Annotated in this window: 15 protein-coding genes; 9 read left to right on the forward strand and 6 right to left on the reverse strand. The window is 70.0% G+C overall.

The features are described 5' to 3' along the window. The first annotated feature begins 111 nt into the window (after positions 1-111). The 4 genes from rhaI to ACFV6H_RS25045 all read left to right on the forward strand — a co-directional run bounded on the left by rhaI (position 112) and on the right by ACFV6H_RS25045 (position 6,035). The gene (gene rhaI / locus ACFV6H_RS25030) at positions 112-1,281 is read left to right on the forward strand and encodes an L-rhamnose isomerase (RefSeq protein WP_385545926.1); all 1,170 of its coding nucleotides are present in this window, start codon (positions 112-114) and stop codon (positions 1,279-1,281) included. A gap of 81 nt (positions 1,282-1,362) precedes the next feature. Further along, positions 1,363-3,435 carry a bifunctional aldolase/short-chain dehydrogenase gene (locus tag ACFV6H_RS25035; protein WP_385545929.1) on the forward strand — a complete coding sequence of 691 codons (2,073 nt, stop codon included), beginning with the start codon at positions 1,363-1,365 and terminating at the stop codon, positions 3,433-3,435. Between the two features lie 14 nt (positions 3,436-3,449). Further along, complete coding sequence (locus ACFV6H_RS25040) at positions 3,450-4,985, forward strand: rhamnulokinase family protein (RefSeq protein ID WP_385545932.1); 1,536 nt, start codon at positions 3,450-3,452, stop codon at positions 4,983-4,985. Positions 4,986-5,003: 18 nt separating this feature from the next. Beyond that, the gene (locus ACFV6H_RS25045) at positions 5,004-6,035 is read left to right on the forward strand and encodes a LacI family DNA-binding transcriptional regulator (RefSeq protein ID WP_385545935.1); all 1,032 of its coding nucleotides are present in this window, start codon (positions 5,004-5,006) and stop codon (positions 6,033-6,035) included. A 57-nt stretch (positions 6,036-6,092) separates the two neighbouring features. Here ACFV6H_RS25045 and ACFV6H_RS25050 read toward each other — a convergent pair whose 3' ends face one another. Continuing rightward, positions 6,093-6,611, reverse strand: a complete 519-nt coding sequence (locus ACFV6H_RS25050) for a GNAT family N-acetyltransferase (protein ID WP_385545938.1) — start codon at positions 6,609-6,611, stop codon at positions 6,093-6,095. Between the two features lie 261 nt (positions 6,612-6,872). Here ACFV6H_RS25050 and ACFV6H_RS25055 point away from each other — a divergent pair, with 261 nt between their 5' ends. Then, positions 6,873-7,613 (forward strand): carbonic anhydrase, encoded by a 741-nt coding sequence (locus ACFV6H_RS25055; protein ID WP_384985654.1) that lies wholly within the window; start codon positions 6,873-6,875, stop codon positions 7,611-7,613. Between the two features lie 179 nt (positions 7,614-7,792). Further along, on the forward strand, positions 7,793-8,767 hold the full coding sequence (locus tag ACFV6H_RS25060) for a fibronectin type III domain-containing protein (RefSeq protein ID WP_385545941.1): 975 nt from the start codon (positions 7,793-7,795) through the stop codon (positions 8,765-8,767). Positions 8,768-8,823: 56 nt separating this feature from the next. On the opposite strand, the gene ACFV6H_RS25065 is transcribed toward ACFV6H_RS25060, so the two are convergent. Then, positions 8,824-9,807, reverse strand: coding sequence for a DUF6397 family protein (locus ACFV6H_RS25065; RefSeq protein ID WP_385545944.1), 984 nt, complete (start codon positions 9,805-9,807; stop codon positions 8,824-8,826). Between the two features lie 159 nt (positions 9,808-9,966). Further along, complete coding sequence (locus ACFV6H_RS25070) at positions 9,967-10,380, reverse strand: roadblock/LC7 domain-containing protein (RefSeq protein ID WP_093602167.1); 414 nt, start codon at positions 10,378-10,380, stop codon at positions 9,967-9,969. A gap of 157 nt (positions 10,381-10,537) precedes the next feature. On the opposite strand from ACFV6H_RS25070, the gene ACFV6H_RS25075 reads away from it, so the two are divergent. Continuing rightward, on the forward strand, positions 10,538-10,966 hold the full coding sequence (locus ACFV6H_RS25075; RefSeq protein ID WP_384788483.1) for a PPOX class F420-dependent oxidoreductase: 429 nt from the start codon (positions 10,538-10,540) through the stop codon (positions 10,964-10,966). 179 nt (positions 10,967-11,145) lie between these two features. Here ACFV6H_RS25075 and ACFV6H_RS25080 read toward each other — a convergent pair whose 3' ends face one another. Continuing rightward, positions 11,146-11,847, reverse strand: a complete 702-nt coding sequence (locus ACFV6H_RS25080; protein WP_385545949.1) for an SDR family oxidoreductase — start codon at positions 11,845-11,847, stop codon at positions 11,146-11,148. A 103-nt stretch (positions 11,848-11,950) separates the two neighbouring features. Here ACFV6H_RS25080 and ACFV6H_RS25085 point away from each other — a divergent pair, with 103 nt between their 5' ends. Further along, positions 11,951-12,571 carry a CGNR zinc finger domain-containing protein gene (locus tag ACFV6H_RS25085; protein ID WP_385545952.1) on the forward strand — a complete coding sequence of 207 codons (621 nt, stop codon included), beginning with the start codon at positions 11,951-11,953 and terminating at the stop codon, positions 12,569-12,571. Positions 12,572-12,655: 84 nt separating this feature from the next. On the opposite strand, the gene ACFV6H_RS25090 is transcribed toward ACFV6H_RS25085, so the two are convergent. Further along, on the reverse strand, positions 12,656-13,900 hold the full coding sequence (locus tag ACFV6H_RS25090) for an RNA polymerase sigma factor (RefSeq protein WP_385545955.1): 1,245 nt from the start codon (positions 13,898-13,900) through the stop codon (positions 12,656-12,658). A 183-nt stretch (positions 13,901-14,083) separates the two neighbouring features. Then, the gene (locus tag ACFV6H_RS25095) at positions 14,084-14,485 is read right to left on the reverse strand and encodes a YciI family protein (protein ID WP_385545958.1); all 402 of its coding nucleotides are present in this window, start codon (positions 14,483-14,485) and stop codon (positions 14,084-14,086) included. Positions 14,486-14,659: 174 nt separating this feature from the next. On the opposite strand from ACFV6H_RS25095, the gene ACFV6H_RS25100 reads away from it, so the two are divergent. Beyond that, positions 14,660-15,259 (forward strand): class I SAM-dependent methyltransferase, encoded by a 600-nt coding sequence (locus ACFV6H_RS25100; protein ID WP_385545961.1) that lies wholly within the window; start codon positions 14,660-14,662, stop codon positions 15,257-15,259. The last annotated feature ends 112 nt before the right edge of the window (positions 15,260-15,371 follow it).

The following is a 15,371-nucleotide window of genomic DNA, read 5'->3' on the forward strand; positions in this document are numbered from 1 at the left end:
TTGACACCCTCCGACGACTCCCATAGCTTCGCCGCGATGAAACGATTCATAAGGAATCGCGGCACCGACTCCGGCCGGCCCCGCGAGTCCGCACCACGGGAGCGCTGAGATATGACGGGTCGATCCGCCGAGTCCGCTGTGAAGGCGGCGCTGAAGTCACAGGCTGTCGAGACGCCGTCGTGGGCGTTCGGGAATTCCGGCACCCGGTTCAAGGTGTTCGCCCAGCCCGGTGTGCCGCGTACGCCCGCCGAGAAGCTCGCGGACGCCGCGCGGGTGCACGCGCATACGGGCGTGGCGCCCACGGTGGCGCTGCACATCCCGTGGGACCGGGTGGACGACTACGGCGCGCTGGCCGCGCGGGCCCGGGAGCTGGGACTGCGCGTCGGAGCGATCAACTCGAACGTGTTCCAGGACGACGACTACAAGCTCGGATCCGTCACGCATCCGGATCCGGCCGTGCGCCGCAAGGCGCTGAACCATCTGCTGGAGTGCGTGGACATCATGGACGCGACCGGCTCGCGCGATCTGAAGCTGTGGTTCTCGGACGGGATCAACTATCCGGGCCAGGACGACATCTCGGCACGTCAGGGACGGCTCGCCGAGGCGCTGTCCGCGGTGTACGAGCGGCTCGGCGACGGGCGGCGGATGCTGCTGGAGTACAAGCTGTTCGAACCGGCCTTCTACGCCACGGATGTGCCGGACTGGGGAACGGCGTACGCGCACTGTCTGAAGCTGGGCCCGAAGGCGCAGGTGGTCGTGGACACCGGGCACCACGCGCCGGGCACCAATATCGAGTTCATCGTCGCGGTACTGCTGCGCGAGGGAAAGCTCGGCGGATTCGACTTCAACTCCCGCTTCTACGCGGACGACGATCTGATGGCCGGGGCCGCGGATCCCTTCCAGCTCTTCCGGATCATGTACGAGGTGATCAGAGGCGGCGGGTTCACGGCGGAGACGGCGTTCATGCTCGACCAGTGCCACAACATCGAGGAGAAGATCCCGGCGATCATCCGGTCGGTGATGAACGTCCAGGAGGCCACGGCCAAGGCGCTGCTGGTGGACGCGGAGGCGCTCGACGCGGCCCAGCGGAGCGGTGACGTGCTGGCGGCGAACGCGGTGCTCATGGACGCCTTCAGCACGGACGTACGCCCGCTGGTGGCCGAGGTCCGCGCGGAACTGGGCGCGGACGCCAATCCCGTCGCCGCGTATCACGCCTCCGGGTACGGCAAGAGGATCGTCGCCGAACGGGTCGGCGGCACGCCGGCCGGCTGGGGCGCCTGAGGCCCGGCCCGTATCCGCTCCGGCGCCGCACCTGAGCCCGTACCCGTACCTGGCGAAGTCCGCACCTCACAGAGGGACATGATGACCGACCAGCCTCACCAGCACGTGCCGACCGTGCATCCGGCGGCGGCCGAGCTGCTCGACCGCTCGCACCGGCTCGGCGCCGATCCGCGCAACACCAACTACGCCGGCGGCAACACCTCGGCGAAGGGATCCGCCACCGATCCCGTGACCGGCGACGACATTGAACTGATGTGGGTCAAGGGCTCCGGCGGCGATCTGGGCACCCTCAAGGCCGGCGGGCTCGCCGCGCTCCGCGTCGACCGGCTGCGCGCGCTGACCGCGGTGTACCCGGGTGTGGAGCGCGAGGACGAGATGGTCGCCGCGTTCGACTACTGCCTGCACGGCAAGGGCGGCGCGGCGCCCTCCATCGACACCGCGATGCACGGACTGGTCGACGCCTCCCATGTGGACCATCTCCATCCCGACTCGGGTATCGCCCTGGCCTGTGCGGCGGACGGCGAGAAGCTGACGGCCGAGTGCTTCGGCGACACCGTGGTCTGGGTGCCCTGGCGCCGGCCGGGCTTCCAGCTCGGTCTGGACATCGCCGCGGTCAAGGAGGCGAATCCGCGGGCGATCGGCTGTGTGCTCGGCGGCCATGGCATCACCGCCTGGGGCGCCACCTCGCAGGAGTGCGAGCGCAATTCCCTGCACATCATCCGTACCGCGGAGGCGTTTCTCGCCGAGCGCGGCAGGGCCGAGCCCTTCGGTCCCGTCCTGCCTGGATACGAGCCGCTGCCCGAGACCGAGCGGCGGGCGAAGGCGGCTGCGCTGGCCCCGCTGATCCGTGGTCTGGTCTCCACCGACCGGCGCCAGATCGGCCATTACACCGCCACGGAGCCGGTCCTCGACTTCCTCTCCCGTGCGGAGCATCCACGGCTGGCCGCCCTGGGCACCTCCTGTCCCGATCACTTCCTGCGGACCAAGGTCCGTCCGCTGGTGCTCGATCTGCCCGCCGGTGCGCCGCTGGAGCGGATGAAGGAGCGGCTGGCCGAGCTGCACTCCGACTACCGCGCGGAGTACCGGGCGTACTACGAACGGCACGCGGTACCCGGTTCACCGCCGATGCGCGGGGCGGATCCGGCGATCGTGCTGGTGCCGGGCGTGGGCATGTTCTCCTTCGGCAAGGACAAGCAGACCGCGCGGGTGGCCGGTGAGTTCTATCTCAACGCCGTCAATGTGATGCGCGGGGCCGAGGCCGTCTCCTCGTACGCGCCGATCGAGGAGTCCGAGAAGTTCCGTATCGAGTACTGGGAGCTGGAGGAGGCCAAGCTGCGCCGGATGCCCGCGCCGAAGGCGCTGGCGGGCCGGATCGCGCTGGTGACGGGTGCGGGCTCGGGGATCGGCAGGGCGATCGCGCACCGGCTGGCCGCCGAGGGCGCGTGTGTGGTGGTCGCCGACCTCAACGCCGAGAGCGCGACGACGGTCGCCGGGGAGCTGGGCCCGGGCGGCACGGACACGGCGGTGGCGGTCACCGTCGATGTGACGGACGAGGAGCAGATCAAGGCGGCGTTCGACGCGGCCGTCCTCGCCTACGGCGGCGTGGATCTGATCGTCAACAACGCCGGTATCTCGATCTCCAAGCCGCTGCTGGAGACCACCGCGCGGGACTGGGACCTCCAGCACTCCATCATGGCCCGTGGCTCGTTCCTGGTGTCGCGTGAGGCGGTCCGGGTGATGACCGATCAGGGATTCGGCGGCGACATCGTCTATGTCGCCTCCAAGAACGCGGTGTTCGCGGGCCCCAACAACATCGCGTACTCCGCGACCAAGGCCGACCAGGCCCATCAGGTACGGCTGCTCGCCGCGGAGCTGGGCGGGCTCTCGATCCGGGTCAACGGCGTCAATCCCGATGGCGTGGTGCGTGGTTCGGGGATCTTCGCGGGCGGCTGGGGAGCCGAACGGGCGGCGGTGTACGGCGTGGAGGAGGAGCGGCTCGGCGAGTTCTACGCCCAGCGCACACTGCTCAAGCGGGAGGTGCTGCCCGAGCATGTGGCCAACGCGGTGTTCGCCCTGACGGGCGGCGATCTCAGCCACACCACGGGACTGCATGTGCCGGTCGACGCCGGTGTGGCGGCGGCGTTCCTGCGCTGAGAACGAGGTCCGTCGTGTCATCCACCGCACCGCTCCCTTTCGCCGCCGTCGATCTCGGCGCGTCCAGTGGCCGTGTCATGGTCGGCCATGTCTCCGGCCGCGGCGCGGGCACACTGCGCCTCCAGGAGGTGCACCGGTTCCCCAACCGCCCGGTGCGGACCGCCGGCACACTGCACTGGGACATCCTGTCCCTGTACGGCGGTGTGCTGGACGGACTGCGGGCCGCAGGCAGGGCGGCGGGACGGGCGCCGGCGAGTGTCGGTGTCGACACCTGGGCCGTCGACTACGGACTGCTCGACGCGGACGGCGCGCTGCTCGGCAATCCCGTGCACTACCGCGACACGCGCACCGAGGGCCAGGCGGCGCTGGTGGGCGCTGTGCTGCCACCGGCCGAGCTCTACGCGGCGACCGGCCTCCAGTACCTCCCTTTCAACACCTTGTACCAGCTCACCGCGGCGCGGGACACCGCGGTGCTCGGCGCCGCGCGGCGGCTGCTGCTGATCCCCGATCTGATCGCGTACTGGCTCACCGGCGAGGCCGGGACCGAACTCACCAATGCCTCCACCACCCAGCTGATCGACCCACGTATCCGCGACTGGTCCCGGTCCGTCGCCGATACGCTCGGCATCGATCTCGCTCTGTTTCCTCCGCTGCGCGGACCGGGCGACCGGGCCGGTGAGCTGCTCCCGGAGGTGCTGGCGGAGACCGGACTGTCCGGCCCTGTTCCGGTGACGGCGGTCGGCTCGCACGACACGGCGTCCGCCGTCGCCGCGGTCCCGGCGACGGGCGACCGCTTCGCGTATGTCGCGACCGGCACCTGGTCCCTGGCCGGGCTGGAGCTGGACGCGCCCGTCCTCACCGAGGAGAGCAGACGCGCCAACTTCACCAATGAATTGGGCGTCGACGGCACGGTCCGCTATCTGCGCAACATCATGGGCCTGTGGCTGCTCCAGGAGTGTCTGCGCACCTGGGAGGCGGCCGGCATCCCGCAACGGCTGGACCGGCTGCTGCGCGAGGCCGCCGAGGTGCCGGGGCTGCGGTCGTACGTCGATGCCGACGATCCCGCGTTCCTCGCGCCCGGCGACATGCCTCGGCGGATCGCGGACGCGTGCCGCCGCCTGGGCCTGCGGCCACCGCAGGGGCCGGCCGAGACCGCCCGCTGTGTCCTGGACTCGCTGGCCCTGGCGCACCGGCGTGCCATCGAGGATGCCCAGCGGCTCTCCGGCCGCGCCGTGGACACCGTGCATATCGTCGGTGGCGGCGCCCACAACGAGCTTCTGTGCCGGCTCACCGCCGATGCCTGCGGGCTGCCCGTGGTGGCGGGGCCCGCGGAGGCGGCGGCCCTCGGCAACGTACTCGTACAGGCACGCGCGGCGGGCGCCGTCCGCGGCGGTCTCGCCGAACTGCGCGCCCTGCTGCGCGCCACGCTGGAGCCGCGCCGGTACGAGCCGACCGGCGACCGGGCCCGTTGGGACCGGGCCGCGGCACTGATCCAGGGGCATACCCCGCATATGATGGTCCTACCGGACAGAGGTCCCCACACGATGTGACAGAACGGGCAGGAACGCGTGGCGCAGACGGTCGGCATCAAGGACGTGGCCCGGCTGGCCGGAGTCTCGGTCGGGACCGTCTCGAATGTGCTGAACCGGCCCGAGAAGGTGTCGCAGCACACGCTCGTACGGGTCCGCGCCGTGATCGACCAACTCGGTTTCGTACGGAGCGAGACGGCCCGCCAGCTCCGGGTCGGCACCAGCCGGATCCTGGCCATCCTCGTCCTCGACATGGCGAACCCGTTCTTCGTCGCCGTCGCCAAGGGCGCCGAGCGCGCCGCGCGTGAGGCCGGGCTCGGGGTGATGCTCTGCAACAGCGCGGGCAGCGCGGCCGAGGAGGCGGAGTATCTGGCGCTCTTCGCCGAGCAGCGGGTACGCGGAGTGCTGCTCACTCCGACCGACGCGTCCGGCAGCACCGTGCGGGAGTTCGCGCGTCAGGGCATTCCGTATGTCCATGTCGACCGGGCCGTGCCCGCCGCCGAAGGATGCTCGGTCTCGGTGGACGATGTGGCGGGCGGCGCGCTCGCGGTCCGGCATCTGCTGACGGCCGGACACCGGTCCGTGACGTATATCAGCGGCCCGATGTCGCTGCCTCAGTGCCGGGACCGCCGTACGGGCGCGCTGGCCGCGCTGCGCGAGGCCGGTCTGCCCGAACAGGCCTTGCGGCATGTGGAGTCGGCGCGGCTGGATGTCGCCTCCGGTATCGACGCCGGAGCGCGACTGCTGGGTCTGGCGGAGCGTCCCACCGCCGTGTTCTGCGCCAATGACCTGCTCGCGCTCGGTGTTCTGCAAGCGATGTACGGAGCCGGCGTCGATGTGCCCGGCGATGTGTCGATCGTCGGCTATGACGACATCGAGTTCGCCGCCGCGGCCGTCGTACCGCTCACCTCCGTACGGCAGCCGGCCGACGCGATGGGGCGCGCGGCGGCGGAGATGCTGATGGACGAGACGGGTCCCGGCGCGGAACAGCACAGCCACCGCTCCGTCGTGCTCCAGCCCGAGCTGGTGGTGCGCCGTTCGACGCGCCGACTGGACCGGCCGGCGCGCTGACCGCCGGCGCGGCACCATGGCGCCGTGGCCCGGGCCCAGGACACATGGGCCGACCGACTACGGGGCCTGCGGGGCCGCGTAGCAGTGGACCTTGACCGTCTGGTCCGGGCTCCAGCGCTGGTCCACGACGGCCAGCAGATTCCAGCCGAGGCGTTCGTAGAGCGCGGCAGCCGCCGCGGCGGAGTCGGCGGCCACGACGTCCAGTACGGGATGGAGACCGCGTTCACGGGCCTCCCGCGCGGCCTGGGACATCAGGAGGGCGCCGATCCCATGGCCGCGTGCCGAGGGAGAGACGAACAGACGGCTCAGTACGACGGTGTCGGCGACCGCCGTTCCCGTCCGGCTGCTCCACAGGGCCGGGGCCACATCGTCCGCGCCGGCCAGGGCAAGAGCGGCATGGCCGACGATCCGTCCGTCCAGTTCGGCGACCCAGGCCGCCAGTTGTGTGGGCCCGGCCAGCCAGTCGGCCGGGCGCTCGGGCCAGTTCACGGGATAGCCGTCAACTTTGTGCACCTCGGCGAGCACCTGTAGGCAGCCGTCCAGGTCGTCCTCGCCGCGACGCCGAACATCGCACATCGGGATGTCATCGGCTTTCGGCAATGTCTGTCGATTCACCGAACCATGCAACCACAGCGCGCCACGGATCCTTGCCGTGCCCGGGGCAACCATGCTCACGAGCCTGCCTGTTCGAATACAACGAACCTGGCTGGACAGCGACTTAACTACGTCCGCATTTGCTCCAAATCCCTGGTACATGCGGTGCTCTTGGTTCAAGAGAGGGTCAACAATGCGCCAAGACCGGCCAATGCCCAAGGATGCCCTGGATAGTCTCCGGCCGTGATATCGACCAGACATACGAATAGATCCTCCGCAGCCGGCGGCACACCTCGCCGTACGCTGCTCCGCGCGGCCCTCGCCGGTGGCGCCGCCACGGCCGGTGTGGCCATCGCCGCGCCCTCCGCGGGCGCCGCGGGCCACCGGCTGCCCCGCCCGCGTCCGGCCACCCCGGACGAGGCCCTCCGTGAACTCACCGACGGCAATCGCCGCTGGCGGACCTTCCGGGAGCAGCACCCGCACGAGACCGAGACCGTGCGTCAGGCGCTTGTCTCGGGACAGCATCCCTTCGCCCTCGTCCTCGGCTGCATCGACTCCCGGGTGCCGCCGGAGCTGGTCTTCGACCAGGGCCTCGGCGATCTGATGACCGTGCGCTCGGCCGGCGAGGTCCTCGACGAGGCCGTCCTCGGCAGCATCGCCTACGGTGTGCTGGAGCTGGGCATTCCGCTGGTTCTCGTCCTCGGGCACCAGTCCTGCGGCGCCGTGGCCGCGGCCGTCCACGCCGAGGAGTCCGGTGAGGAACTCCCGGCCCATATACAGTACTTGGCCGACCAGATCCGTCCCGCGATCGTGCACTCCGAGGAGGGCGACGCGCGCGTGGACGCGACCGTGACCGCCAATGTCGCCCGGGTGACCGGACGTCTGGCCGCGGAGCCCGACCTCGCCGCCAAGGTGGCCGAAGGCAAGCTGGCCATCGTCGGCGCCCGCTACGAGCTCAACACCCAGCTCGTCCACCGGGTCTAGGGTCCGCCTGCCCCAGTCCCTCCTTGCTCTCTTCCTTCTTCTCTCTTCGTTGGAACAACCCCTGGCCGGGGCCGGAGTACACCCCGGCCAGGGAACGAATACGCCTCTCCCCCTTGATGTGGTCGCGACACCTGTGCCATATATGTCTAGACCATTGCCCCCAGGTGGAGGACACGGCCATGCCCAGGTTCGTCAGTCTTGCCGCGCTCATGTCCGCCGTCCTCCTCACACTGTCCGGCTGCGGCTCGAACGACGAGGAGGGCAAGGCGCCTTCGGCTCCGGCCGGAGTCACGGTCCAGGCGGGCAGCGCCACTTCGGTCCATGTCATGTGGAACCAGCCTCCGGCGAAGGCCGGGATCAAGGGCTATGAGGTGTACCGCGGCAAGACGAAGGTCAAGGACGTCCCGGCCGAGAAGACCATGATCGATGTCACCGGGCTGAAGCCGTCGACCGCGTACACCTTCTCCGTACGGGCCAGGACCGACGAGGGCGCCTTCTCGCCGTACAGCAAAGAGATGGCCGTCACCACGCCCGCCGCGGTCGCGGAGGACAAGGAAGCACCCGCCCGCCCGGAGCTGCTGACGGGCAGGAGCGACGGCGCGCGAGCCGCCCGGCTGAGCTGGGCCAAGGCCACAGGTGACCAGGGCATCACCTCCTACGACATCTACCAGGGCGACTCCAAGATCCATAGCGTGGACGGTGACGCGACCTCCGCGCAGATCACCCGGCTGCGGCCGGGAACCCACTACCGCTTCACGGTCACGGCCCGGGACGCGGCGGACAACACCTCGCCGGCCAGCCGAGCCGTCGAGATCACCACGCCGCGCGGGCCCGGTGACGATCCCGACACCGCTCCGATCGGCTTCCGGGCCGCGACACACGCCGCCGACGGCGCGCACTATGTCGATCTGTCCTGGCTGGCGCCGAAGACCGGCGGCGAGGTCCCCTCGTACCAGATCTATATCGACGGCAACTTCGCGACGACCTTGATCTGGGGAGGCGAGGCGCCCAAGGGCCGGGCCACCTACAGCGTGTATGTGAGCAAGAAGGCCGGCGAGACCTACCGAGTGAAGCTCCGCGCCAAGCTGCCCGACGGCAACTGGGGGAAGTTCTCCCCGGAACGCACCATCGTCACCGGCGAGCCCCGGCCGTAGCACGCCACCGTCACCCGTAAGACCCGCACCTGACGACAGCCCGCGCCGCGTAGCCGTCATGGTCGGCCTACCGGCCGGCGTCGCTCACCGCCGATCCGTAGTCGGCTCAGCAGACCTCTGCGACCGGCCGTGCGCGGTGGCCCGGATGCTCTCTCCACCGGTGGTGACGCCTCGTCCTCGCACGGACCGTCGGGGCGCGGAACAGGGCGGGTGCGCCGGGCCTCCGCCAGGAGTGTGTCCAGGCTTGTGCGGTGCCATCGGATCTCGTCCGGATGGTCGGCCACCACCAGCCGCCGCACCGTCGCCCGCGCCGCCTCCGACTCCGGCTGGCCGGGAGCGAGCTCGGGCCGCAGCCGGTTCAGCTGAGCCCGTTCATACGGATCAGGCACCATCTCGGCCAGGAGAGCCGGATCCAGCACACAGGCGACGACGGCCGCACGCTCCCAGGGATCCTCGCTCTCGTGCAGCAGATGGCCGATGCGCCTGCCTCGCCAGTTGCGCGGACGCCGGTCCTCCTCCGCGTCCGGGCCGAGGCGGAGCGGCCCTGGCAGCCGGCCGGTGAGCAGAGCCGGTTCCTGGTCGGCGAACGTCCGTACCTCATCGGCGAGATAGAGCCAGACAACCGCGCGGTACCGATTCAGATAAAAGCGCACCGGAGCGATGAATCCCGCCCGTGCCAGCCGGGTGAAGCGGCCAGGACTGACGGTCATGAGCTCCGCGCCCTCCGCCGTCCCCACCGTCCGCGCCCGCTCGCGGAGCGCCTCCGGGAATCCTTCGGCCGCCCGCAGGCGGTCGATCTCCTGCCGGGTGACCTGCCGCCGTCCGGCGGCCGGTCCTGCGATGGTGCGGATATGGCCCAACTGCGCGGCGAGCTCGAACTCTCCGCGTCTCAGCTCCAGCTCCCGCGCGGCCCACACGACACCGACCGTACGCGCCGTGCGTGGCTTCCTTTCCGCGGTCGCCGTCGCCTCGTCCATGGTGTCGCCCATGGTGCTGCTCCGGATGTTCCGGATGTTGCCCTGGGCATCGCTGACGGACATGGTGGTCTCCCCCGTGAGTCGTCGTTACTCGCGATCTCTCGCGATTACTCCCGGTGACGACCGTAGCGCGGCAGCCGTATTCTCCGTCAGGCCTGTGGATAACTCGGCGGGCCGAGCGGAAAGCCCAGCTCAGACCGTTCAGAAACCGTTCAAGACCGCTCAGAGACCGCTCAGACTGGTCTGGCCCGCTTGCCTGACCGCGACTCCGAGATGCTCACCGACCCGGTTGACGAGCAGCGTCATCTCATAGGCGACCTGCCCGACATCGGCCTCGGCCGTGGTCAGTACACACAGACAACTGCCGTCACCGGCCGCGGTGACGAACAGCAGCGCCTCGTCGAACTCGACCATGGTCTGCCGGGCCTGGCCCGCCTTGAAGTGGCGTCCTGACCCGCGGGCGAGGCTGTGCAGTCCCGAGGAGACGGCCGCGAGATGCTCCGCGTCCTCGCGTGCCAGTCCCGCGCTGGCTCCCGTCACCAGGCCGTCATTGGACAGGACCAGCGCGTGCTGTAGGTGCTCGACCCGCTCGGTCAGGTCGTCCAACAGCCAGTCAAGTCCCTTTTCGAGTGGCATTGCCGTTCCTCCCCGTTCAGATGTTCTCCTGGCTCGCAACGCCCCGTAGCCTTCCGCACCCGCCGCTCCCGGGCAAGCGCTCGCCGGACCTCGGGGCCCCGGCGCACACCCGGGGCGTCGTATCGCGCAGGGCGCGTGCCCGACGGAAAATACGGGCATGGCGAGACACATGAGCAAGGACGAATGGCGGACCTTCGTCTCCGAAGGGACACGCACGGCGAAGCTGTCCACCGTACGGGCCGACGGAAGCCCGCATATCGCGCCCGTCTGGTTTGTGCTGGACGGCGACGATCTTGTCTTCAACACCGGCAAGGAGACCGTGAAGGGACGCAATCTGCTGCGTGAGGGCAGGGCAGCGCTGTGTGTGGACGACGAACGTCCGCCGTTCGCCTTCGTGGTGATCCAGGGCCGGGCAGAAATCGACGAGGAGCCGGAGCAGTTGCGCGCGTGGGCGACGCGGATCGCCGCGCGGTACATGGGCGAGGAGCGCGCCGGGGAGTTCGGGGAGCGCAACGGAGTTCCGGGTGAGCTGGTGGTGCGCCTCAAGGCCGACAAGGTCTCGGCCTTCGCCGCCGTGGCGGACTGACGGACTGACGGACTGACGTGGAGGCCTGACGCGTCCGGCCGAACGGACCGCGACGGGACAGCAATGGACCGCAAAGAACCGCTGGCGCCCGAACGGCGTGGGGCCTGACTCCGCCCTCGGCGCAGTCAGGCCCCACTCCCCCTCCGGCCGTGGCCGAGGAGCCTCCCGGCCGTCGGCCGTCAGGCGGCACTCGGCAGGCTCAGTCCCTCGACCGGACCCGAGAGCACGGACTTGAAGAAACGGCTGGTGTCGTCCGCGAGCACCTCGCTCTCGCCCTTCTCCAGCGCGGTGAGGACCTCGCGCGCCACCGCCCTGGGATCGCCCTTGGGAACATCCAGCGCCCGGATCATGTCGGTGTCGGTGTAGCCGAGATGCACACCCACCACCTGGGTCCCCTGCGGAGCCAGTTCCAGCCGGAGCGAGTTGGTGAGCGACCAGAAGGCCGCCTTCGTCGCACCGTAGGCACCACTGCCCGCCGCCCAGGACAGCACCGAGTGGATGTCGATCAGCGCGCCGCCGCCCTGGGCCGCCAGGATCGGGGCGAAGGCCTGAGCGATCCTCAGCGCGCCGAACACATTGGCCTCGAAGAGCTCCTTCACGGCGTCCAGGTCGGTCGTGACAAGCGGGCCGAGGGAGCCGATACCGGCGTTGTTGAAGACGATGGACACATCGTCCGCGATACGCGCCAGCTCCGCGACCGACTCCGCGTCGGTCACCTCAAGCGGTACGGGAACAACCCTGGGGTCGGGATCGGCGACGGGCGTACGGGCGGTGGCGTACACCTTGGCGGCTCCCGCCACCAGCAGTTCCTGTACGAAAGCCCGGCCCAGCCCGCGCTGCCCACCAGTGACCAGGACGGTTGCTCCACTGACGGTGGTCATGACGTTCTCCTCGGATGACGGTCCACAACGACATAGGCGTAGTTGATTTGCCTCTGTCGCCAGAGTGCTCGCCGCCGACGACATAGTCAAGTAGGATTTGGCTATGTCTTGGACGGCCAGTAATCGATACCGCCTACGTCAGGCTCCCGAGGGACTCGCACTGGTGCAGGACCTGATCAACACACGCGCGATCCAGCAGTACGCGCCTGATCTGCTGGCCGGTCGCGAGTCCGCCGAGGAGTGGCTGACCGGCGCCGCCGAGGAGTGGGCGCGAGTCCGGGGCCTCAATGCTCCTGACTGCTCACTGTCGGCGCCGGATCCGCAGGCGCTGCGCGATCTGAGGTCCGCCTTCGAGGCACTGATCGCCGCGGCGGGAAGCGATACGCCGGAAGACGCGCCCGGATCCGACCGGACCGATCACGACATCGATCACGACGTCACGGTGCGGCTCGCTCCCGACTCCCAGGGCCAGGTACGGATGGTCCCGGTCGGCCGGGGACCTCAGTGGCTCGAATCGGCGCTCTGGTCGGAGACACTGCTCGCCCAGCGGGCCGGCGTCTGGTCCCGGCTGAAGCTGTGCCGCAACATCGGGTGCCGGTCGGCCTTCTACGACACGTCACGCAACAACAGCGGCGTCTGGCACGACGTACGCGTCTGCGGCAACGCCGCCAATCTGCGCGCCTCGCGGGAGCGTAGAAGGATGCGTGAGGACAGTACTTCCTGATCGGCGAACGCCCGAAATAGACCGGCGAGCGCCCGGACCTCTCCGCGAACGTAAGCGCCCGGACCTCCCGGCGAGCGCCTCGGATCAGGGAGCCGTAGCCGTAGCCAGCCGGGCGGCGCGGATCGTGAGATAGTCGCGCTCCGGAAGGCTGGTCGTACGACGCGCCGCCTCCCGGTAGTTCTCCACCGCGCCCTGCCGGTCGCCCGCCATCTCCAGCAGATGGGCGCGGACCACCGACAGCCGGTGATTCCCGGTCAGACGGCCCTCCTTGTCCAGGTACTCCACGATGCCGAGCCCGGCCTCCGGGCCGCGCACCATCGCCACGGCCACCGCCCGGTTGAGCGAGACGACCGGATTGGCGCCGAGCTGCTCCAGCACTCCGTACAGCGCGAGGATCTGCGGCCAGTCGGTGTCCTCGGCCGTCGCCGCCTCGTCATGGACGGCGGCGATCGCCGCCTGGACCTGATACGGGCCGAGTGGGCCCTTGGGCAAGGTGGCCGTGATCAGCGCCGTGCCCTCCTCGATCGCACGGGCGTCCCAGCGGTTCCGGTCCTGCTCCGCCAGCGGGATCAGCTCACCGTCCGGGCCGGTGCGTGCCGCGCTTCTGGCGTGGGTGAGCAGCATCAGCGCCAGTAGCCCCGCGACCTCGCAGTCGTTCGGGAGCAGTTCATACGCGGCCCTGGTCAGTCGGATCGCCTCCCGGGACAGCTCTACCCGTTGCAGATAGGGGCCTTCGCCGGTGGCATATCCCTCGTTGAAGATCAGATAGAGGACATGCAGCACGGCGTCCAGCCGACGCTCGCGATCCTTGTCGTCCGGCATCAGGAACGGGATCCCCGAGGCCTTGATCCGCTGCTTGGCCCGGCTGATCCGCTGTCCCATGGTCGCCTCAGGCACCATGAAGGCGCGTGCGATCTCGGCCGTCGTCAGACCGCCCACACAGCGCAGGGTCAGCGCGATCGCCGCCGTGGGTGACAGCGCGGGATGGCAGCACAGGAAGAGCAGGATCAGCGAGTCGTCCCGGTCCGCCGACTCGTCGCTGTCCGCAGGCGGAGCCGACTGCCGGTCGGCGGGCACCTGTCGGGCCACCAGGTCCTCACGGCGGCGCCGCGCCTGCTCACCTCGTACCTGCTCGGTCATACGGCGGCTCGCGACCTGGATCAGCCAGCCGCGCGGATTACCGGGCACGCCCTCGCGGGGCCACTGGGTCGCCGCCGCCAGCAGCGCTTCCTGTACGGCGTCCTCGGCGGCGCCGAAGTCTCCGTACCGGCGGGTGAGCACGCCGACGACCTGCGGCGCCAGGGTGCGCAACAGGTCCTCGGCGGACATGCCCTCGGGACCGGATCCCGGACCGGTGAACCGGCCAGTGGCCGGACCAGTAACTGGACCAGTGGCCTGGCCGGCGGCTGGACCACCGGCTTGGCCATCGGCCTGGCCGGCCACCTGGCTGGCGGCCCGGCCGGTTCGCGGCTCCGTCGTTCGATCGGCGAGAGGAATCGGATCAGTCAGTGCTCACATCTCCTCGGGCGGTCCCGCCATCACCTGGCGCACCTCGATCGGCATGTTCAGCGGCTTGCCGTCGGGGCCAGGAGCCGTGGACACATGCGCGGCCAGCTCCACCGCCCGCTCGGCACTGTCGCAGTCGACAATCCAGTACCCGGCCAGGAACTCCTTCGTCTCAGGGTAAGGACCCTCGGTGACAATGGGCGCCCCGCCACCTCCGGCCCGTACGATCCTGGCCTGGTCGGGCCCCGCCAGTCCCTCCGCCGTCACCAGCTCGCCCGCCTCCGCGAGCTTCGTGTTGGTGTCACGCATAAAGGCGATATGGGCCTGGATCTCCTCCGGTGCCCACTCCGTGATCGGCGGGAAGTCCACGGTCTTCTCACTGAACTGCATGAGCAGCATGTACTTCATGACCTTCTCCTCACTGTCGCGGCCCCTGCGGGGCGCTCTCACGGACAGGTAGAAGCACGCGCCGCGATTTCGACATCCTCGACAAGGAACATCGAGATTTCTCAGAAAAAGCTAGCCGCAATCTCCGCCGCCCGCTCGTCGCGGTACGGGCCGCACCTACGGGATCATGCCGCCATGGCTCACGATCACACACAGGTACGGGAGTTCTTCGGTGCCAGGGCGGCCGGCTGGGACACCCGTTTTCCGGACGACGGCCCTGCCTATGCCGCGGCCGTCGTCGACCTCGGGCTGCGTCCCGGCGGCGCGGTTCTGGACGCGGGATGCGGGACGGGACGCGCGCTGGCGCCTCTACGGGCCGCCGTGGGCCCGCAGGGCACGGTGCTGGGCGCCGATCTGACACCGGAGATGCTGGCAGAGGCCGTACGGGCCGGGCGCGGCCGGATCGGGAGGCTGCTGCTCGCCGATGTGGGCCGGCTGCCGCTGCGCCCGCGTTCGCTGGACGCGGTCTTCGGCGCCGGGCTGATCTCTCATCTTCCGCAGCCCACGGAGAATCTGCGCGAACTGGCCAGGGTGGTGCGGACCGGTGGCCGACTGGCGCTGTTCCATCCCCTGGGCCGTGCCGCGCTGGCCGCCCGGCAGGGACGGCGGATCACGGACGACGATCTGCGGGCCGAGTCCCGTCTCCGTCCTCTGCTGGCGAATTCCGGCTGGCGGCTGGAGTCGTACACCGACGAGGACTCCCGCTTTCTGGCCCTGGCGGTCCGCCAGGACTGATCCGTCGGCGCACCGGTCACGGGCGGGCAGGAGGCTCCGTGGCGGACCGCTGTGTGGAGCGGCGGTGAGGGCCCGCTGTGAGGACCGGCTGGTTCCGGACTCTCGACGTCCG

It is taken from the genome of Streptomyces sp. NPDC059743 (assembly GCF_042732975.1).
In the GTDB taxonomy this organism is placed as follows: Bacteria; Actinomycetota; Actinomycetes; order Streptomycetales; family Streptomycetaceae; genus Streptomyces.